12 protein-coding genes are annotated in these 14,989 nt (G+C 73.5%); 2 read left to right on the forward strand and 10 right to left on the reverse strand.

The annotated features are described in order from the left end of the window. Positions 1–32: 32 nt before the first annotated feature. The 10 genes from AB0O01_RS07780 to AB0O01_RS07825 form a co-directional block, all read right to left on the reverse strand. Positions 33–1,253 carry an acyl-CoA dehydrogenase family protein gene (locus AB0O01_RS07780; protein WP_365311571.1) on the reverse strand — a complete coding sequence of 407 codons (1,221 nt, stop codon included), beginning with the start codon at positions 1,251–1,253 and terminating at the stop codon, positions 33–35. 79 nt (positions 1,254–1,332) lie between these two features. After that, the gene (locus tag AB0O01_RS07785) at positions 1,333–3,195 is read right to left on the reverse strand and encodes a biotin carboxylase N-terminal domain-containing protein (RefSeq protein ID WP_365311572.1); all 1,863 of its coding nucleotides are present in this window, start codon (positions 3,193–3,195) and stop codon (positions 1,333–1,335) included. Between the two features lie 29 nt (positions 3,196–3,224). Further along, on the reverse strand, positions 3,225–4,823 hold the full coding sequence (locus AB0O01_RS07790; protein ID WP_365311573.1) for a carboxyl transferase domain-containing protein: 1,599 nt from the start codon (positions 4,821–4,823) through the stop codon (positions 3,225–3,227). 46 nt (positions 4,824–4,869) lie between these two features. Next, on the reverse strand, positions 4,870–6,591 hold the full coding sequence (locus AB0O01_RS07795) for an acyclic terpene utilization AtuA family protein (RefSeq protein WP_365311788.1): 1,722 nt from the start codon (positions 6,589–6,591) through the stop codon (positions 4,870–4,872). 140 nt (positions 6,592–6,731) lie between these two features. Further along, complete coding sequence (locus tag AB0O01_RS07800) at positions 6,732–7,535, reverse strand: TIGR03084 family metal-binding protein (protein ID WP_365311574.1); 804 nt, start codon at positions 7,533–7,535, stop codon at positions 6,732–6,734. A 411-nt stretch (positions 7,536–7,946) separates the two neighbouring features. After that, a complete protein-coding gene (locus AB0O01_RS07805) occupies positions 7,947–8,246 on the reverse strand; it encodes a hypothetical protein (RefSeq protein WP_365311575.1) in 300 nt (99 codons plus the stop codon). 55 nt (positions 8,247–8,301) lie between these two features. Next, positions 8,302–8,559 carry a hypothetical protein gene (locus AB0O01_RS07810; protein ID WP_365311576.1) on the reverse strand — a complete coding sequence of 86 codons (258 nt, stop codon included), beginning with the start codon at positions 8,557–8,559 and terminating at the stop codon, positions 8,302–8,304. Next, positions 8,556–8,918 (reverse strand): DUF6247 family protein, encoded by a 363-nt coding sequence (locus AB0O01_RS07815; protein WP_365311577.1) that lies wholly within the window; start codon positions 8,916–8,918, stop codon positions 8,556–8,558. Before AB0O01_RS07815 ends, AB0O01_RS07810 begins: the two co-directional genes overlap by 4 nt. A 52-nt stretch (positions 8,919–8,970) precedes the next feature. Then, the gene (locus AB0O01_RS07820) at positions 8,971–10,017 is read right to left on the reverse strand and encodes an EamA family transporter (RefSeq protein ID WP_365311578.1); all 1,047 of its coding nucleotides are present in this window, start codon (positions 10,015–10,017) and stop codon (positions 8,971–8,973) included. A 147-nt stretch (positions 10,018–10,164) separates the two neighbouring features. Further along, on the reverse strand, positions 10,165–13,083 hold the full coding sequence (locus AB0O01_RS07825) for an FAD-binding and (Fe-S)-binding domain-containing protein (protein WP_365311579.1): 2,919 nt from the start codon (positions 13,081–13,083) through the stop codon (positions 10,165–10,167). A 136-nt stretch (positions 13,084–13,219) separates the two neighbouring features. Here AB0O01_RS07825 and AB0O01_RS07830 point away from each other — a divergent pair, with 136 nt between their 5' ends. Together AB0O01_RS07830 and serC are read left to right on the forward strand one after the other, a co-directional pair. Next, entirely contained in the window at positions 13,220–13,663 is a 444-nt protein-coding gene (locus AB0O01_RS07830) for a DNA-binding protein (RefSeq protein WP_365311580.1), read from the forward strand. A 177-nt stretch (positions 13,664–13,840) separates the two neighbouring features. Beyond that, the gene (gene serC / locus AB0O01_RS07835) at positions 13,841–14,959 is read left to right on the forward strand and encodes a phosphoserine transaminase (RefSeq protein WP_365311581.1); all 1,119 of its coding nucleotides are present in this window, start codon (positions 13,841–13,843) and stop codon (positions 14,957–14,959) included. Positions 14,960–14,989 lie beyond the last annotated feature (30 nt).

Consider the following 14,989-nt stretch of genomic DNA (forward strand, 5'->3'; position numbering starts at 1 on the left):
GGCACGGAGCACGCCCGACGCGCATCCCCCGGTCAATACGACTTCGGCAGGCCCAGGCTCTGATGGGAGACGTAGTTGAGGATCATCTCCCGGCTGACCGGCGCGATCCGGGCCACCCGCGCCGCCGTGATCAGCTTGGCCAGCCCGAACTCACGGGTCAGGCCGTTGCCGCCGAGGGTGTGCACGGCCTGGTCGACCGCCTTCACACATGCCTCCCCGGCCGCGTACTTCGCCATGTTCGCCGCCTCCCCCGCGCCCGCGTCGTCGCCCGCGTCGTACAGCGCCGCCGCGCGCTGCATCATCAGCCGGGCCAGCTCCAGTTCGATGTGCGCCTGGGCGAGGGGGTGGGCGATGGCCTGGTGGGCGCCGATCGGGGCGTTCCAGACGGTCCGTTCACGGGCATAGTCGACGGCCTTGGCGAGCGCGTACCGGCCCATGCCGATCGCGAACGCGGCGGTCATGATCCGCTCCGGGTTCAGCCCGGCGAAGAGCTGGAGCAGCCCGGCGTCCTCGTCGCCGACCAGCGCCTGCGGCGGCAGCCGTACCTCGTCCAGGACCAGCTCGAACTGCTTCTCCGCGGCCTGGAGTTCCATGTCGATGGGGTGCCGGGTGAGGCCGGGGGCGTCGGTCGGGACGATGAAGAGGCAGGGCTTGAGACGGCCCGTGCGGGCGTCCTCCGTCCGGCCGACGATCAGGACGGCGTCGGCGAGGTCGACGCCGGAGATGAAGACCTTGCGGCCGGTGAGGATCCAGTCGCCGGTGGCGGCTGTGCTGCCAGTGCCGTGGGTGCCGCCGGTGCCGTGGGTGTCGCCCGTGCCGTGGGTGTCCCCGGTGCCGTGGGTGTCGCCTTCGCGGCGGGCGGTGGTGGTGATGCGGTGGGAGTTGGACCCGGCGTCGGGTTCCGTGATCCCGAACGCCATCGTCTTCGAACCGTCGGCCAGCCCCGGGAGCCAGGCCCGCTTCTGGGCCTCGGTGCCGAAACGGGCGATGACCGTGCCGCAGATCGCCGGGGAGACGACCAGCATGAGGAGGGGGGCGCCCGCGGTGCCGAGTTCTTCGAGGACGATGGAGAGTTCGGAAATGCCCCCGCCGCCGCCTCCGTAGGCTTCCGGGAGGTTGACGCCGAGGTAGCCGAGTTTCCCGGCCTCGGACCAGAGGGCCTCCCGGTTGTGGGCGGGGCCGTGGCGGGTGCCGAGGGCGGCCACGGCGGCGCGGAGGGTGCGGTGTTCTTCGGGTTCGGTGAGGGTCGGCATCTCATTCCTTCCGGGTGCGGGTCGGCTGTGGTCGCTCGCTCGCGCAGTTCCTCCCCCAGAGGGGTTGTCCCCAGCGCCCTCAAGGCGTCGGCTGCACCACCGCCAGCAGCATGTCCATCCGCACCTGCTGTCCCGTCGTGACGTGCAGGGCGTCCAGAGTCCCCGTCACGGGGGCCGTGATCCGGTGTTCCATCTTCATCGCCTCCAGCCACAGGAGCGGGTCGCCGGCCTTCACCGGGGCCCCCTCGGTCAGGCCCTCGGCGACGCGGATCACCGTCCCCGGCATCGGGGCCAGCAGGGAACCCGGGGCGTGCTGGGGGGTGGTGGGGTCGGGAAAGCGGGGCAGCGCGGTCAGGACGGTGTTGTTGACGTGGATCCGGTCGCCGTAGCGGGCGACGGCGTACGTACGGCGCACCCCCGCCACCTCCAGCACCACCCTCCCCGCGTCCACCGACACCACCCGTACGCCCTCCGCCTCCCAGCCGCCGTCCCGGGTCGGGCGGTAGGCGGCCTCGTGCTCCTCGCCCACCATCAGATAGCGCTTGGTGCGCGGTGGGGAGGGGAGGTTGCGGAAGGCGCCGAAGCGGGAGCGGCCGTGGGCGTCGGCGAGGGCGGCGGCGAGGGGGGCGTGGGGGTCGGGGGCGGGGGTGGTGAGGCCGGGGAGGTGACGGTCGTAGAAGCCGGTGTCCATGCGGGCGGCCGTGAACTCCGGGTGGCGCAGGGAGCGGACGAGGAGGTCGCGGTTGGTGGTCGGGCCGTGGATCTCGGCCCGGTCCAGGGCACCGGCCAGCCTGCGCAGCGCCTCCGCGCGGGTCGGGGCGTGGGCGACGGCCTTGGCGAGCAGGGGGTCGTAGTGGACGGGGATGGCGTCGCCGTCCGCGTACCCCGTGTCCAGGCGGACCGCGTCGGGCACGGCGAGGCGGTGCAGGGTGCCGGTCCCGGGGGTCCAGTCGCGGGCCGGGTCCTCGGCGTAGAGGCGGGCCTCGACGGCGTGCCCGCGCGCGGGCGGCGGCTCGGGCGGCAGGGCCTGGCCCTCGGCGATCCGGAGCTGCTCGGCGACCAGGTCCAGGCCGAACACCGCCTCGGTGACGGGGTGCTCGACCTGGAGGCGGGTGTTCATCTCCAGGAAGTGCGCCCGCCCGTCGGCGACCAGGAACTCCACCGTCCCGGCACCGACGTACCCGACCCGGCGGGCGGCGCGCTCGGCCAGCGCGTACAGCTCGGCGGTGAGATCCGGGCCGAGGCCCGGCGCCGGAGCCTCCTCGATCACCTTCTGGTGGCGGCGCTGGAGCGAGCAGTCGCGGGTGCCGAGCGTCCACACCGTGCCGTGGGTGTCCGCGAGGAGCTGCACCTCGACATGGCGGCCCCGCTCGATGTACGGCTCCACGAACACCTCGCCGTCGCCGAACGCGCTCGCCGCCTCCGCGCGGGCCGCCTCCAGCGCCGCGCCCAGTGCGGCCCGTTCGCGCACGATCCGCATCCCGCGCCCGCCGCCACCCGCCGCCGCCTTCACCAGCACCGGCAGATCGGCCTCGGTGACCTCGCCCTCGCCGAGCGGGGCGAGCCCCAGCAGTTCCTTGGCGCGGGTCTTGGACGCCATCGCCGCGATGGCCTCCGGCGGCGGCCCGACCCAGGTCAGCCCCGCGTCCAGGACCGCCCGCGCGAAGTCCGGGTTCTCGGAGAGGAATCCGTAGCCCGGGTGCACGGCGTCGGCACCGGCCGCCAGCGCCGCCGCGACGATCAGATCACCGCGCAGATAGGTGTCACCGGGCGCGGCCCCCGGCAGCCGTACGGCTTCGTCGGCCTCCCGGGTGTGCAGGGCGTCCGCGTCGGCGTCCGAGTACACCGCGACCGTCCGGATGCCCAGCTCGCGGCAGGTGCGGAAGATCCGGACGGCGATCTCCCCCCGGTTGGCGACCAGCACCGAGGAAACCGTGTTCATACTCACCGTGTTCCTGCTCATCATGTGCCTCACATCCGGAAGACGCCGAAGCCGCCGCGCACGCCCTCGTAGGGCGCGGTGTGCACGGCGGACAGGCACAGGCCGAGGACGGTACGGGTGTCGCGCGGGTCGATGACCCCGTCGTCGTACAGCCGTCCCGACAGGAACAGGGGCAGCGACTCCGATTCGATCTGCCGCTCCACCATCGCGCGCAGCGCCGCGTCCGCCTCCTCGTCGTACGGCTGCCCCTTCGCGGCGGCCGACTGGCGGGCGACGATGGACAGGACCCCGGCGAGCTGCTGCGGCCCCATGACGGCGGACTTGGCGCTCGGCCAGGCGAACAGGAACCGGGGGTCGTAGGCCCGCCCGCACATCCCGTAGTGCCCGGCCCCGTACGAGGCGCCCAGGAGCACGGACAGATGCGGGACGCGGCTGTTGCTGACCGCGTTGATCATCATCGCGCCGTGCTTGATGATGCCGCCCTGCTCGTACTCCTTGCCGACCATGTAGCCGGTGGTGTTGTGGAGGAAGACCAGCGGGATGTCCCGCTGGTTGGCGAGCTGGATGAACTGGGCGGCCTTCTGCGACTCGGCGCTGAAGAGGACGCCCTGCGCGTTGGCGAGGATGCCGACGGGGTAGCCGTGCAGGGCCGCCCACCCGGTGACCAGGCTCGTCCCGTAGAGCGGCTTGAACTCGTCGAAGTCGGAGCCGTCCACGATCCGGGCGATCACCTCGCGCGGGTCGAAGGGGATCCGGAGGTCGCCGGGGACGATGCCGAGGAGTTCCTCGGGGTCGTACGTGGGTGGCTCGGCCGGGCCCGGGTCCTCGTACGCCTTGCGGTGGTGGAGGCGGGCGACGACCCGGCGGGCCTGGCGCAGGGCGTCGGGTTCGTCCACGGCGAAGTGGTCGGCGAGTCCGGAGGTGCGGGCGTGCATCCCGGCGCCGCCGAGCGACTCGTCGTCACTCTCCTCGCCGGTCGCCATCTTGACCAGCGGCGGGCCCCCCAGGAACACCTTGGCCCGTTCCTTCACCATGATCACGTGATCGGACATCCCGGGGATGTAGGCGCCCCCGGCGGTCGAGTTCCCGAAGACGACGGCGACGGTCGGGATCCCGGCGGCGGAGAGCCGGGTGAGGTCCCGGAAGATGGCCCCGCCGGGGATGAAGATCTCCTTCTGCGACGGCAGATCGGCGCCGCCCGACTCCACCAGGCTGATGACGGGCAGTTGGTTGGCGAGCGCGATGTCATTCGCACGCAGGGCCTTCTTCAGGCTCCAGGGGTTGCTGGCGCCGCCGCGCACGGTCGGATCGTTGGCGGTGATCAGGCACTCCACGCCCTCGACCACCCCGATCCCGGTGACCAGCGACGCGCCGACCGCGTACTCGCTCCCCCAGGCCGCCAGCGGCGACAGCTCCAGGAACGGGGTGTCGGGGTCGAGCAGCAGCTCGATCCGCTCCCGCGCGAGCAGCTTCCCGCGCTCCCGGTGCCGCCGCACATACTTCTCGCCGCCCCCCGCCAGCGCCTTGGCGTGTTCGCCCGCCAGTTCGGCGAGCTTGTCGAGCATGGCGGCGCGGTGGGCCCGGTAGTCGGGGCCGTCGGGGTCGAGGGCGGTGCGCAGAACGGTCATGGGGTGGGCTCCGCATCCATGCAACGGGGGTCGGGGGGAGGGGCGTTCACAGCAGGGCCTCCGGGATGTCCAGGTACCGGGAGCGCAGCCATTCCCCCAGCCCCTTGGCCTGCGGATCGAACCGGGCCTGCGCGGCGACCCCTTCGCCGAGAATCCCCTCCACGACGAAGTTCACCGCCCACAGCCGGGGCAGCACATGCCGGGTGACGGGCAGCCCCCGCGTCTCCGGCAGCAACTCCCGGAACCGCTCCACCGTCAGCTCATGAACCAGCCACCGCCAGGCGTCCTCGCTGCGCACCCACACCCCGACATTGGCGTCCCCGCCCTTGTCCCCGCTCCGCGCCCCGGCCACCAGCCCGAGGGCCGCCCGCCGGGTCGGCCCACCGGGCAACGGCTCGGGCACCCCCGGCTCCGGCACGGCATCGAGTACGAGGGTGTCGGCGGCCGGTGCGATCTCCACCCGGCGCCCGTCCGGGACCACGGCCACCTGCCCGACCGCGCCCTGCGGCACGTACTCCGCCGCGAACACCCCGTAGGGGGCGCCCTTCCCCGGCGGGGCCAGCACATGGAACCCGGGGTAACTGCCGAGCGCCAGCTCCACCGCCGCCCCGCTGAGCACCCGCCCGACCTTCCGCTCGTCCGGGTCGCGCACGACGAGCCGCAGCAGCGCGCTCGCCGTCTCCTCGGTCCCGGCGTCGGCCCGGTCGGTACGGACCAGTTCCCACCGCACCCCGGCGGGCCGGTCCTCGCCCATGGCCTCCTCCACCTGCCCCCGCACCAGCTCCGCCTTGGCCTCGACATCCAGCCCGGTGAGCACGAAGACGACCTCGTTGCGGAATCCGCCGAGCCGGTTGATCCCGACCTTGAGCGTCGGCGGCGGGGCCTCGCCCCGCACCCCTTCGATCCGCACCCGGTCCACCCCGTCCGGCACGAGCCGTACGGTGTCCAGTCGCGCGGTGACATCCGGCCCGGGGTAGCGGGCGCCGCCCGTCTCGTAGAGGAGCTGCGCGGTGACCGTCCCGATGTCGACGAAACCGCCGGTGCCGGGGTGCTTGGTGATGACGCTGGACCCGTCGGCGTGGATCTCCGCGACCGGGAACCCGGGCCGCCGGACGTCCCCCTCCGCGAAGAACGCGTAGTTCCCGCCGGTGGCCTGCGTCCCGCACTCCAGCACATGCCCGGCGACGACCGCTCCCGCGAGCCGGTCGAAGTCCCCCGGCCCCCACCCGAAGTGCGCGGCGGCGGGCCCGGTCACCAGCGCGGCATCGGTCACCCTCCCCGTCACCACGATGTCGGCACCCTCCCGCAGACAGGCGGCGATCCCGAACCCCCCGAGGTAGGCGTGGGCGGCGAGGGTGCCGGGGTGGGGGTGCGTGAGAGGCGGGCCGGGGTGGGGGTGCGTGACAGGCGGGCGGGGGTGGGGGTGCGTGACAGGCGGGCCGGGGTCTGCGGGAGTGACAAGCGTGCCGGGGTGGGCGGACGCGATGAGGTCGTCCCCCTCGACATACGCGACCCGCACCGGCACACCGAGCCGGTCGGCCAGCTTCCGCACGGCGTCCGCGAGCCCCGCCGGGTTGAGCCCTCCGGCGTTGGTGACGATCCGGACGCCCCGCTCCCGGGCGATGCCGAGGGTGTCCTCCAGTTGCCGCAGAAAGGTGCGGGCGTATCCGGCGCCGGGGTCCTTGAGCCGGTCCCGGGCGAGGATCAGCATGGTCAGCTCGGCGAGATAGTCGCCGGTGAGGATGTCGAGCGGACCGCCGGTGAGCATCTCGCGCAGGGCGTCGAAGCGGTCGCCGTAGAACCCGGAGGCGTTGCCGATCCGCAGGGGTGCCGGAGGGACCGGGGGCGGGGTGGCCGAGGGCGGGGTGACCGGGGTCGGAGTGACCGGGGGCGGAGTGGCTGGCGTGCTCACTGGTGATCCCCTCCCCTCGTCCTCGCCGGGCGCCCGGCGCCGGGGGGTCCGGCGAAGGTCTGCGCGATGTCCAGCCAGGTGTCGGCGTCCCGCCCGTCGGCCCGGACATCGAGGTCGTCGCGGTGGGCGCGCCGGGTGACGAGCAGGCAGAAGTCGAGCGCGGGCCCGCTGACCCGCTGGGCGGCGCCTTCGGGCCCGTGGACCCACAGCTCCCCGGACGGGGCGGTCAGCTCCACCCGGAACTCCTCCGCCGGGGCCGCCAGCCCATGCGTCCCGAAGGCGAAGTCCCGGGTGCGGACGCCGATCCACGCCACATGCCGCAGCCGGTCGGTGGGCTCGCGGACGACACCGAGCGCGTCGGCGATGTCCTGGCCGTGCGCCCAGGTCTCCATGATCCGGGCGGTGGCCAGGGAGGCGGCGGACATCGGCGGCCCGTACCAGGGGAATCGGGCACCGGGCGGGGCCGCCCGCAGGGCCCGGTCGAGCGCGGCCCGCCCCTCCCGCCAGCGCGCCAGCAACTCCGCGGGCGGCAGCGCGGCCCCTTCCTCGGCCCCGGCGTCCACAAAGGAGTCCGGCGCGGCAAGGGCCCTCTCCACCAGCCCCCGGAACCCGTCATGATCCGTCACGGCGAGCAACGCGGCCCGGTCGGTCCAGGCGAGGTGCGCGATCTGATGGGCGACGGTCCAGCGCGGGGCGGGAGTGGGCAACGCCCACCGCCCCTCCCCCAACTCACCCACAAGCAGGTCGAGTTGCTCACTCTCCGCGCGCAGATCATCGATGACGGGCGTCGGGTCGGCCATGGGGACGAGGGTGGCAGCGGGGCCCGCCCAAATCAAGCACGCGTGCCTGATTTTCTTCCCCGGGGGCCTTTGCGCCTGCGCGCATCCGCACAACGCCCCTCAGCCACGCATGGAGGTGATACCGCTATGCACCTTCGCCAACCGGCTCCCCCCGCTTCCCCGTTGAGCCACGACGGCTGCGAGTCGCGCCGCCGCTGGGGGCAGCGGGGCTGACGCAGCCCGACTCGACCTGATGGCTTTCTGCACCCCGCGGCTCCCTGATCGGCCGGATCGAAACAGCCCTGCATATGCGTGTGGGCGGCCTCGCGGGGGTTCTCGTCACGGACCGGGCGGGACCGTCCGCCGCCACGGGCTCAGCTCAGCGCCGCTTCGTGGCCCGTGGGTCGCGTGGCCGCCGCCCCGCGTCGGCGGTCACGCGACAACGTCCCGCGGATCAGGTACCGGCCCCCGGTCCTCCTCATGGCTGCGGGTCAGCGCGGCCAGCAGTTCCGGGTCCGAGTGCGCCTGCGCGGTGTGCCGCCAGGCGATGAGCAGTTGGGCGACGGAGGCGCTGTCATCGGCCGGGTCGGCGATGCTCAGGGCGTCGGTCAGCTCGACGGCGAAGGCGTGCAGATCCGGCTCCGGCAGAGACCGGGCCCAGGGGAAGGCGTCCGGGAGCAGACCGGGGACGCTGCCGGGCTCCCGGCGGGCCGCCACCGCCAGCATTCTCATCGTCGCAGCCGACTCCACGGTCCGATCCCCTTCCGGGCTCGTTCTTGGCTCGTTCTCACAGCGGATCCGGCGTGATCTGCCACACGCTCACCAGTTCCGTGCGCGGTGTGACCAGGTAGACGAAGAAGCCCCCGGCGACGAACGCGTGTCTGGCGCCCTCGTCCGCGCCCTGCCAGGACGGGCCGTGCAGATGGAGTGCCTCCGCGGCCCGGACCAGTTCGTCGGCCTTCTTCCCGACCTCCGCCAGGAAGGCCGGCGGTGCGCCGGAGGCCACGGTCTCCTCGTCCGGGACGTACTCCCACGCCCAGGTCACGCCTCCCGCACCGCCTGCACGGCGTCACGGTAGATCCCGGCCGCGTCGGCCAGGTGCCCACGGGCCTCTTCCGGCGAGGTGGCGAGCTGGGCCAGATACTCGGCCCGGTGGTATTCCTTCGCCGTCCGGGGGTGCCGCTCGATCTCGATCAGCGCCGACCAGTGCCGGAGGCACGCGTGCACGGGGGCGAGCGAGCCGTGTTCCACCGCTTCCGCGAGTGCCTGGTCCTTGGCCTTGTCGTAGGCGGGAAGGAGCTGCGGGGCGACGACGGCACAGGCCGCGCGCAGGGCGTCGGGAGTCCGCTCCGGGCGGGGGATCAGCGGCCGGTCACCGGCCCCCTCGGTGTGCTCCAAACCCATACTGGCGTTCCCTTCGCGTCCACGGCGGTCCCACCGGTCAACGGTGCCGACTCTAGTCGTCGGCGAGCCGCTTCCGTCTCCCCTTCCCGGCAGCTCTCCCGGCAGCCCTCCCGGCCGCGCTCCTGGCGGCGCTTCCTCCGGCCTTGCCCCCTCCTCCCCGCCCCACCTGCGTCCGCACCGCCCCCATGCTCGCCGCGATGACCAGGGCGATGGCCGCCGCCTCCGTCGCGGCGAGGGCCTGGTCCAGGACCAGGAAACCGGCCGTCGCCGCGATGGCGGGCTCCAGGCTCATCAGGATGGCGAAGGTCGGGGCCGGCAGGCGGCGCAGGGCGAGGAGTTCGAGGGTGTAGGGCAGGACGGAGGACAGCAGCGCCACCGCGCCGCCGAGCAGCAGGATCTCCGGCTCCAGCAGCTTCGTACCGGACTCGGCGATGCCCAGCGGCAGGAACAGCACCGCCGCCACCGCCATCGCCAGGGCGAGCCCGTCCGCCTGCGGGAACCGGCGTCCGGTCTTCGCGCTGAAGACGATGTACGCCGCCCACATCACCCCCGCCCCCAGCGCGAAGGCAACGCCGACCGGGTCGAGGGTGTCGAAGCCGCCCCCGCCCAGCAGGAACACCCCCGCGAGGGCCAGGCCCGCCCAGACGAAGTTGATCGCTCTGCGGGAGGCGATGACGGAGAGGGCGAGCGGGCCCAGCACCTCCAGGGTGACCGCCGGGCCCAGCGGGATGCGGTGCACGGCCTGGTAGAAGAGGCCGTTCATCCCGGCCATGGTGAGCCCGAAGACGATCACCGTGACCCAGTCGGCGCGGACGTATCCGCGCACCTTGGGGCGGCAGACGAGCAGCAGCACGATCGCCGCCACCGCCAGTCGCAGGGTGACGATCCCGAGCGCCCCGGCCCGGGGCATCAGGGTCACCGCCAGCGCCCCGCCGAACTGCACCGACAGCCCGCCCGCCAGCACCAGCCCGACCGGCCCCAGTGAGCCCCGGCGGCGCGGGCCGCGTGCCGGCGACGCCGGACGGGAGGGGTGGGAGGGACCGGGGGAGGGGGAAGGGACGGTGGATGCGGTGGCGTCGGGGGTGGCTGGGGTGGTCACAGGGCGTTCCAAAAGGCTTGGGGTGGGCGGTGGTTGGCCGTCGGGGAGCGGCGGGGAATGTTCATTGCCATGGACTTTTCGGTCCAGGGTAGTGGACTACGTCAGGCGTGTGAACCGGGTATGCCACTGACGTGAGTGTCACGCTCCTCACTCCTCCCCGGGGTCCGGCCTCCGGGCCAGTTCCTCCGCCAGCACCTCCGCCAGATGCCGTCCCAGCACCCCTGCAAACTGCTCCATCTGCGTCCGGCAGGAGTAGCCGTCCGCCAGGACCACCGTCTCCCCCGGCGGAGCCGCCCGCAGCGACGGCAGGAGCTGCTCCTCCGCGCAGGCCCGGGAGACCTCGGCGTGCCCCCGTTCGAAGCCGAAGTTCCCGGCCAGGCCGCAGCAGCCGCCGGACAGGTCGCCGGTGAGTCCGGCCGCCGCGCGGAGCCGTCGTTCGGCCGCGTCGCCCAGGACCGCGTGCTGGTGGCAGTGGGTCTGGCCGGCCACCGGGCGGTCGAGGCGGGGCGGTGTCCAGTGCGGGGCGTGCTCCTCCAGGGTCTGGGCGAAGGTGCGGACCCGGGCGGCCAGCCGCGCCGCTCTGGGGTCGTCGGGGAGCAGCTCGGGCAGGTCGGTGCGGAGCGCGGCGGCGCAGCTCGGCTCCAGGACGACGACCGGGGCGTGGGTCTCCAGCACCGGTTCCATCAGGTCGAGGGTGCGGCGGAGCACCGCGCGGGCGCGGTCGAGCTGGCCGGTGGAGATATAGGTGAGCCCGCAGCAGACGCGGCCCCGGCCGCGCAGCAGGGTCATCGGGTCGAGGGCGACCGAGATGCCGTCGCCGATGGGCGGGCGCTTGAAGTGGACGGTCGGCGGGAGCGCGACCCGCAGCCCGGCGGCCTCCAGGACCCGCACGGCCGCCTCGCCGACGGACGGGGAGAGGTGCTCGGTGAAGGTGTCCGGCCAGAGGATGACCAGCTCGGCGCCCGACCGGGCCCGGCTCCGCCCGCGCCGCGCCTCCCACCACTGGCTGAAGGTGCGCCGCGCCAGACGGGGAACCGCCCGGTCGCCGTCGACCCCCGCCAGCCGCTTGCCGAGCCGGGCCAGCGGCGGCAGCGCGGCGAGGGCGTTGACCAGCCGCGCCGTCCGGGTCCGGGCGGTCCAGCGCAGCCAGAACGGGAGCCGCCCCAGCGTGTAGTGGGCGGCGGGCCTGCGCCGCCCGGCGTAGTGGTGGTGCAGGAACTCCGCCTTGTAGGTGGCCATGTCGACGCCGACCGGGCAGTCCGAGCGGCACCCCTTGCAGGAGAGGCACAGATCGAGGGCGTCCCGTACCTCGGTGGAGCGCCAGCCGTCCGTCACCACCTCTCCGGCGAGCATCTCGTGCAGCAGCCGGGCCCGCCCGCGCGTCGAGTGCGCCTCCTCGCCGGTCGCCCGGAAGGACGGGCACATCACGGCGGGCCCGGTGGCCGTCGTCGTCCGGCACTTGGCGACGCCCACGCAGCGGCGGACGGCGGCCGAGAAGTCACCGCCGTCGGCCGGATAGCCGAAGGCCACCTCGACCGGCTCGCGGGGCAGCGGCGCGAACCGCAGATGGGCGGTGAGCGGGGCGGGCCGGACCAGGATCCCCGGGTTGAGCAGGTCGTCCGGGTCCCAGACGCCCTTGACCCGCTCGAAGAGGGTCACCATCTCCGGCCCGTACATCAACGGGAGCAGCTCCGCGCGGGCCTGTCCGTCGCCGTGCTCCCCGGAGAGCGAGCCGCCGTGCGCGACGACCAGCGCGGCCAGTTCCTCGGAGAAGGCGCGGAAGCGGGCGACGCCCGGCGCGGTCAGCAGGTCGAAGTCGATCCGGACATGGACGCAGCCGTCGCCGAAGTGGCCGTACGGGGTGCCGCGCAGCGCGTGGGCGGCCAGCAGGGCGCGGAAGTCGCGCAGGTAGGGGCCGAGGCGGGCGGGCGGGACCGCGCAGTCCTCCCAGCCGGGCCAGGCCTCCGTGCCGTCCGGCATCCTCGTCGCCGTACCCGCCGCGTCCTCGCGCAGGCGCCACAGGGCGCGCTGCCCGGCCGGGTCGGTGATCACCCGGGCGTCGAGGGCATCGGCGGCCCGGACGATCCCGTCCGCCGCCGCGCGGGCCTCGGCCGCCGTACCCCCGCCGGTCTCCACGAACAGCCACGCCCCGCCGCGCGGCAGCCCCGCCACCGGCCGGCCCGACCGCACCAGGTCGGCGGCCATCCCCTCCACCGTCAGCGGCCCGTACGGCAGCAGACCGGGGGCCGCTTCGGCGGCGGCGCTCTCGTCCCCGTACCCCAGCACCGCCAGGGCTCGGGCGGGCGGCGTCTCCACCAGGCTCACCACCGCCTCGGTGAGCACCCCCAGGGTGCCCTCGGAGCCGCAGAACGAACGGGCGACATCCGCGCCCCGCTCCGGGAGCAGCGCGTCGAGGGCGTAGCCCGAGATACGGCGGGGCAGGTCGGGAAAGCCGGTACGGAGCCGCTCGGCCTCGGCCGCCCGCTCGACCAGCGCGCGCAGCCCGTCCGGCGCCCCGGCCCACTTCTGCCCCAGCCGCAGGGTCCGGCCGCGCGCGGTGAGCACACTCAGCTCCCGCACGCTGTCCGCCGTCGTCCCCCATGCCACCGAGTGGGCGCCGCAGGAGTTGTTGGCGATCATTCCGCCGAGGGTGCAGCGGCTGTGGGTGGACGGGTCCGGTCCGAAGCGCAGTCCGTGCGGGGCGGCGGCCTCCTGGAGCCGGTCCAGGACCAGCCCCGGCTGCACCACGGCGGTACGGGCCGCCGGGTCCAGGGCGACCAGGCGGTTCATGTGCCGGGTGAAGTCCAGCACCACGCCCGTGCCGGTGGCCTGCCCGGCGATCGACGTACCCCCGCCGCGCGGGACGACCGGCACACCGCGCGCCCGGCACACCTCCAGCACCGCCGCCACGTCGTCGGCGTCCCGGGGCGCCGCCACCCCCAGCGGGACGCGCCGGTAGTTGGAGGCGTCCATGGTGACCAGCGCGCGGGCCCCGGCACCGAAATCGACCTCGCCCCGGACAGCCGTACGCAGTTGTGCTTCGAGATCCGTGTGATCCGTCGTCATGGCTCCAGGATGCACGCGGTGACGGACAGTGACGTCGAGTTGTCCACAGGGGCTCGTCATTTGTCACACCTTCATTGAACAAGTCATTCAACATATTTCGTTGACATCCATACACGCCCTCGCGCACGCTGGTCCCATGACCGACGACCCCTTCACCCCACCCCACCCCGAACAAGCCCGCGCCCAGCGCGTCTACGCCTCCCTCCTGCGGATCGCCGAGCGCCACGCCGCCACCGACACCCAGCGGGCCCGCCAGACCCACCCCACCTTCCTCGCCCCGCACGAAGCCGTCCGGCTGGTGTCGTTCCTGCTCAGCGGGGCCGCACTGCGGGAGGAGGGGGAACCGGAGGTCGACCGTCCGGACATCACCGCCGCGCTGAGCCTCGTCCCCCTCGTACGGGGCGAGCTGGACGAACTGGAGACCGGCCTCCTCCAGATGGCCCGGGGCCGCGGGATGACCTGGCAGGAGATCGCCTTCGGACTCGGCCTGGGCACCCCCCAGGCGGCCCGCCAGCGATACGAGCGCCTGGCGAGCAGGGCGGCGACGGAGGACGGGGAGAAGGAGAGCCCCACCTCCTGAACCATGACCCGCCGAACCGTGACCCGCTGAACCATGACCCACTGAACCATGACCCACTGAAGCGTGACCCGCCGACCATGACCCGCCGAAGCGGGCCGACCCCGCCCCCGACCCGCCCTCGTCTCATCCGACGGACATGTTTCCGCCCGGTTTCACCCACCCGATAGCCTGCGGGTCGTGGCCGACATCCAGATTCCCGCTGACATCAAGCCCGCCGACGGTCGATTCGGCGCTGGCCCCTCCAAGGTGCGTGTCGAGGCGCTGGACGCCCTCGCCGCCACCGGTACCTCTCTGCTGGGCACCTCCCACCGCCAGGCCCCGGTCAAGAACCTGGTCGGCACGGTGCGCGAAGGTATCAGCGAGCTGTTCCAGCTCCCCGAAGGCTACGAGGTGATCCTCGGCAACGGCGGCTCCACCGCGTTCTGGGACATCGCGACCCACGGCCTGATCGAGAACAAGTCGCAGCACCTGAGCTTCGGCGAGTTCAGCTCGAAGTTCGCGAAGGCGGCCAAGCTGGCGCCGTGGCTGGCGGACCCGGAGGTCATCACCGCCGACCCCGGCACCCACCCGGAGGCGGCGGCATCGGCCGGTGTCGACGTCTACGCCTTCACCCACAACGAGACCTCGACCGGTGTCGCGATGCCCATCGAGCGGGTCGCGGGCGCCGACGAGGGCGCACTCGTCCTGGTCGACGCCACTTCCGGCGCGGGCGGCCTCCCGGTCGACATCGCCGAGACCGACGTCTACTACTTCGCTCCGCAGAAGTCCTTCGCCTCCGACGGCGGACTGTGGATCGGCGTCTTCTCCCCGGCGGCGATCGAGCGCGCGGAGCGCGTCCACGCCTCGGGCCGGCACGTCCCGGAGTTCTTCTCGCTGCCGACGGCGATCGACAACTCCCGCAAGAACCAGACGTACAACACCCCGGCACTCGCCACCCTCTTCCTCCTCAACGAGCAGTTGGAGTGGCTGAACGGCCAGGGCGGCCTGGACTGGTCGGTACGCCGTACGGCCACCTCCGCGCGGACGCTCTACGGCTGGGCGGAGGACGTGAAGTTCGCCAGCCCCTTCGTCACCGACCCCGCCAAGCGCTCCCAGGTCATCGGCACGATCGACTTCAGCGACGAGGTGGACGCCGCCGCCGTCGCCAAGGTCCTGCGCGCCAACGGCATCGTCGACACCGAGCCCTACCGCAAGCTCGGCCGCAACCAGTTGCGCGTGGCGATGTTCCCGGCCATCGAGCCGTCGGACGTCGAGGCCCTGACGAAGTGCGTGGACTACGTCATCGAGCAGCTCTGATCCGACCTCGGTACACGCGAACACCCGAAG

The sequence above is a fragment of the Streptomyces sp. NPDC093252 genome (assembly GCF_040683675.1).
In the GTDB taxonomy this organism is placed as follows: Bacteria; Actinomycetota; Actinomycetes; order Streptomycetales; family Streptomycetaceae; genus Streptomyces.

Coding starts and splice junctions, on each gene's coding strand:
- AB0O01_RS07830 (WP_365311580.1), top strand. CDS start 13,220: ATGACCGACGACCCCTTCACCCCACCCCACCCCGAACAAGCCCGCGCC.
- AB0O01_RS07780 (WP_365311571.1), bottom strand. CDS start 1,253: ATGCCGACCCTCACCGAACCCGAAGAACACCGCACCCTCCGCGCCGCC.
- AB0O01_RS07795 (WP_365311788.1), bottom strand. CDS start 6,591: ATGCTCACCGGCGGTCCGCTCGACATCCTCACCGGCGACTATCTCGCC.
- AB0O01_RS07785 (WP_365311572.1), bottom strand. CDS start 3,195: ATGAACACGGTTTCCTCGGTGCTGGTCGCCAACCGGGGGGAGATCGCC.
- AB0O01_RS07815 (WP_365311577.1), bottom strand. CDS start 8,918: ATGGGTTTGGAGCACACCGAGGGGGCCGGTGACCGGCCGCTGATCCCC.
- AB0O01_RS07790 (WP_365311573.1), bottom strand. CDS start 4,823: ATGACCGTTCTGCGCACCGCCCTCGACCCCGACGGCCCCGACTACCGG.
- AB0O01_RS07805 (WP_365311575.1), bottom strand. CDS start 8,246: ATGAGAATGCTGGCGGTGGCGGCCCGCCGGGAGCCCGGCAGCGTCCCC.
- AB0O01_RS07800 (WP_365311574.1), bottom strand. CDS start 7,535: ATGGCCGACCCGACGCCCGTCATCGATGATCTGCGCGCGGAGAGTGAG.
- AB0O01_RS07825 (WP_365311579.1), bottom strand. CDS start 13,083: ATGACGACGGATCACACGGATCTCGAAGCACAACTGCGTACGGCTGTC.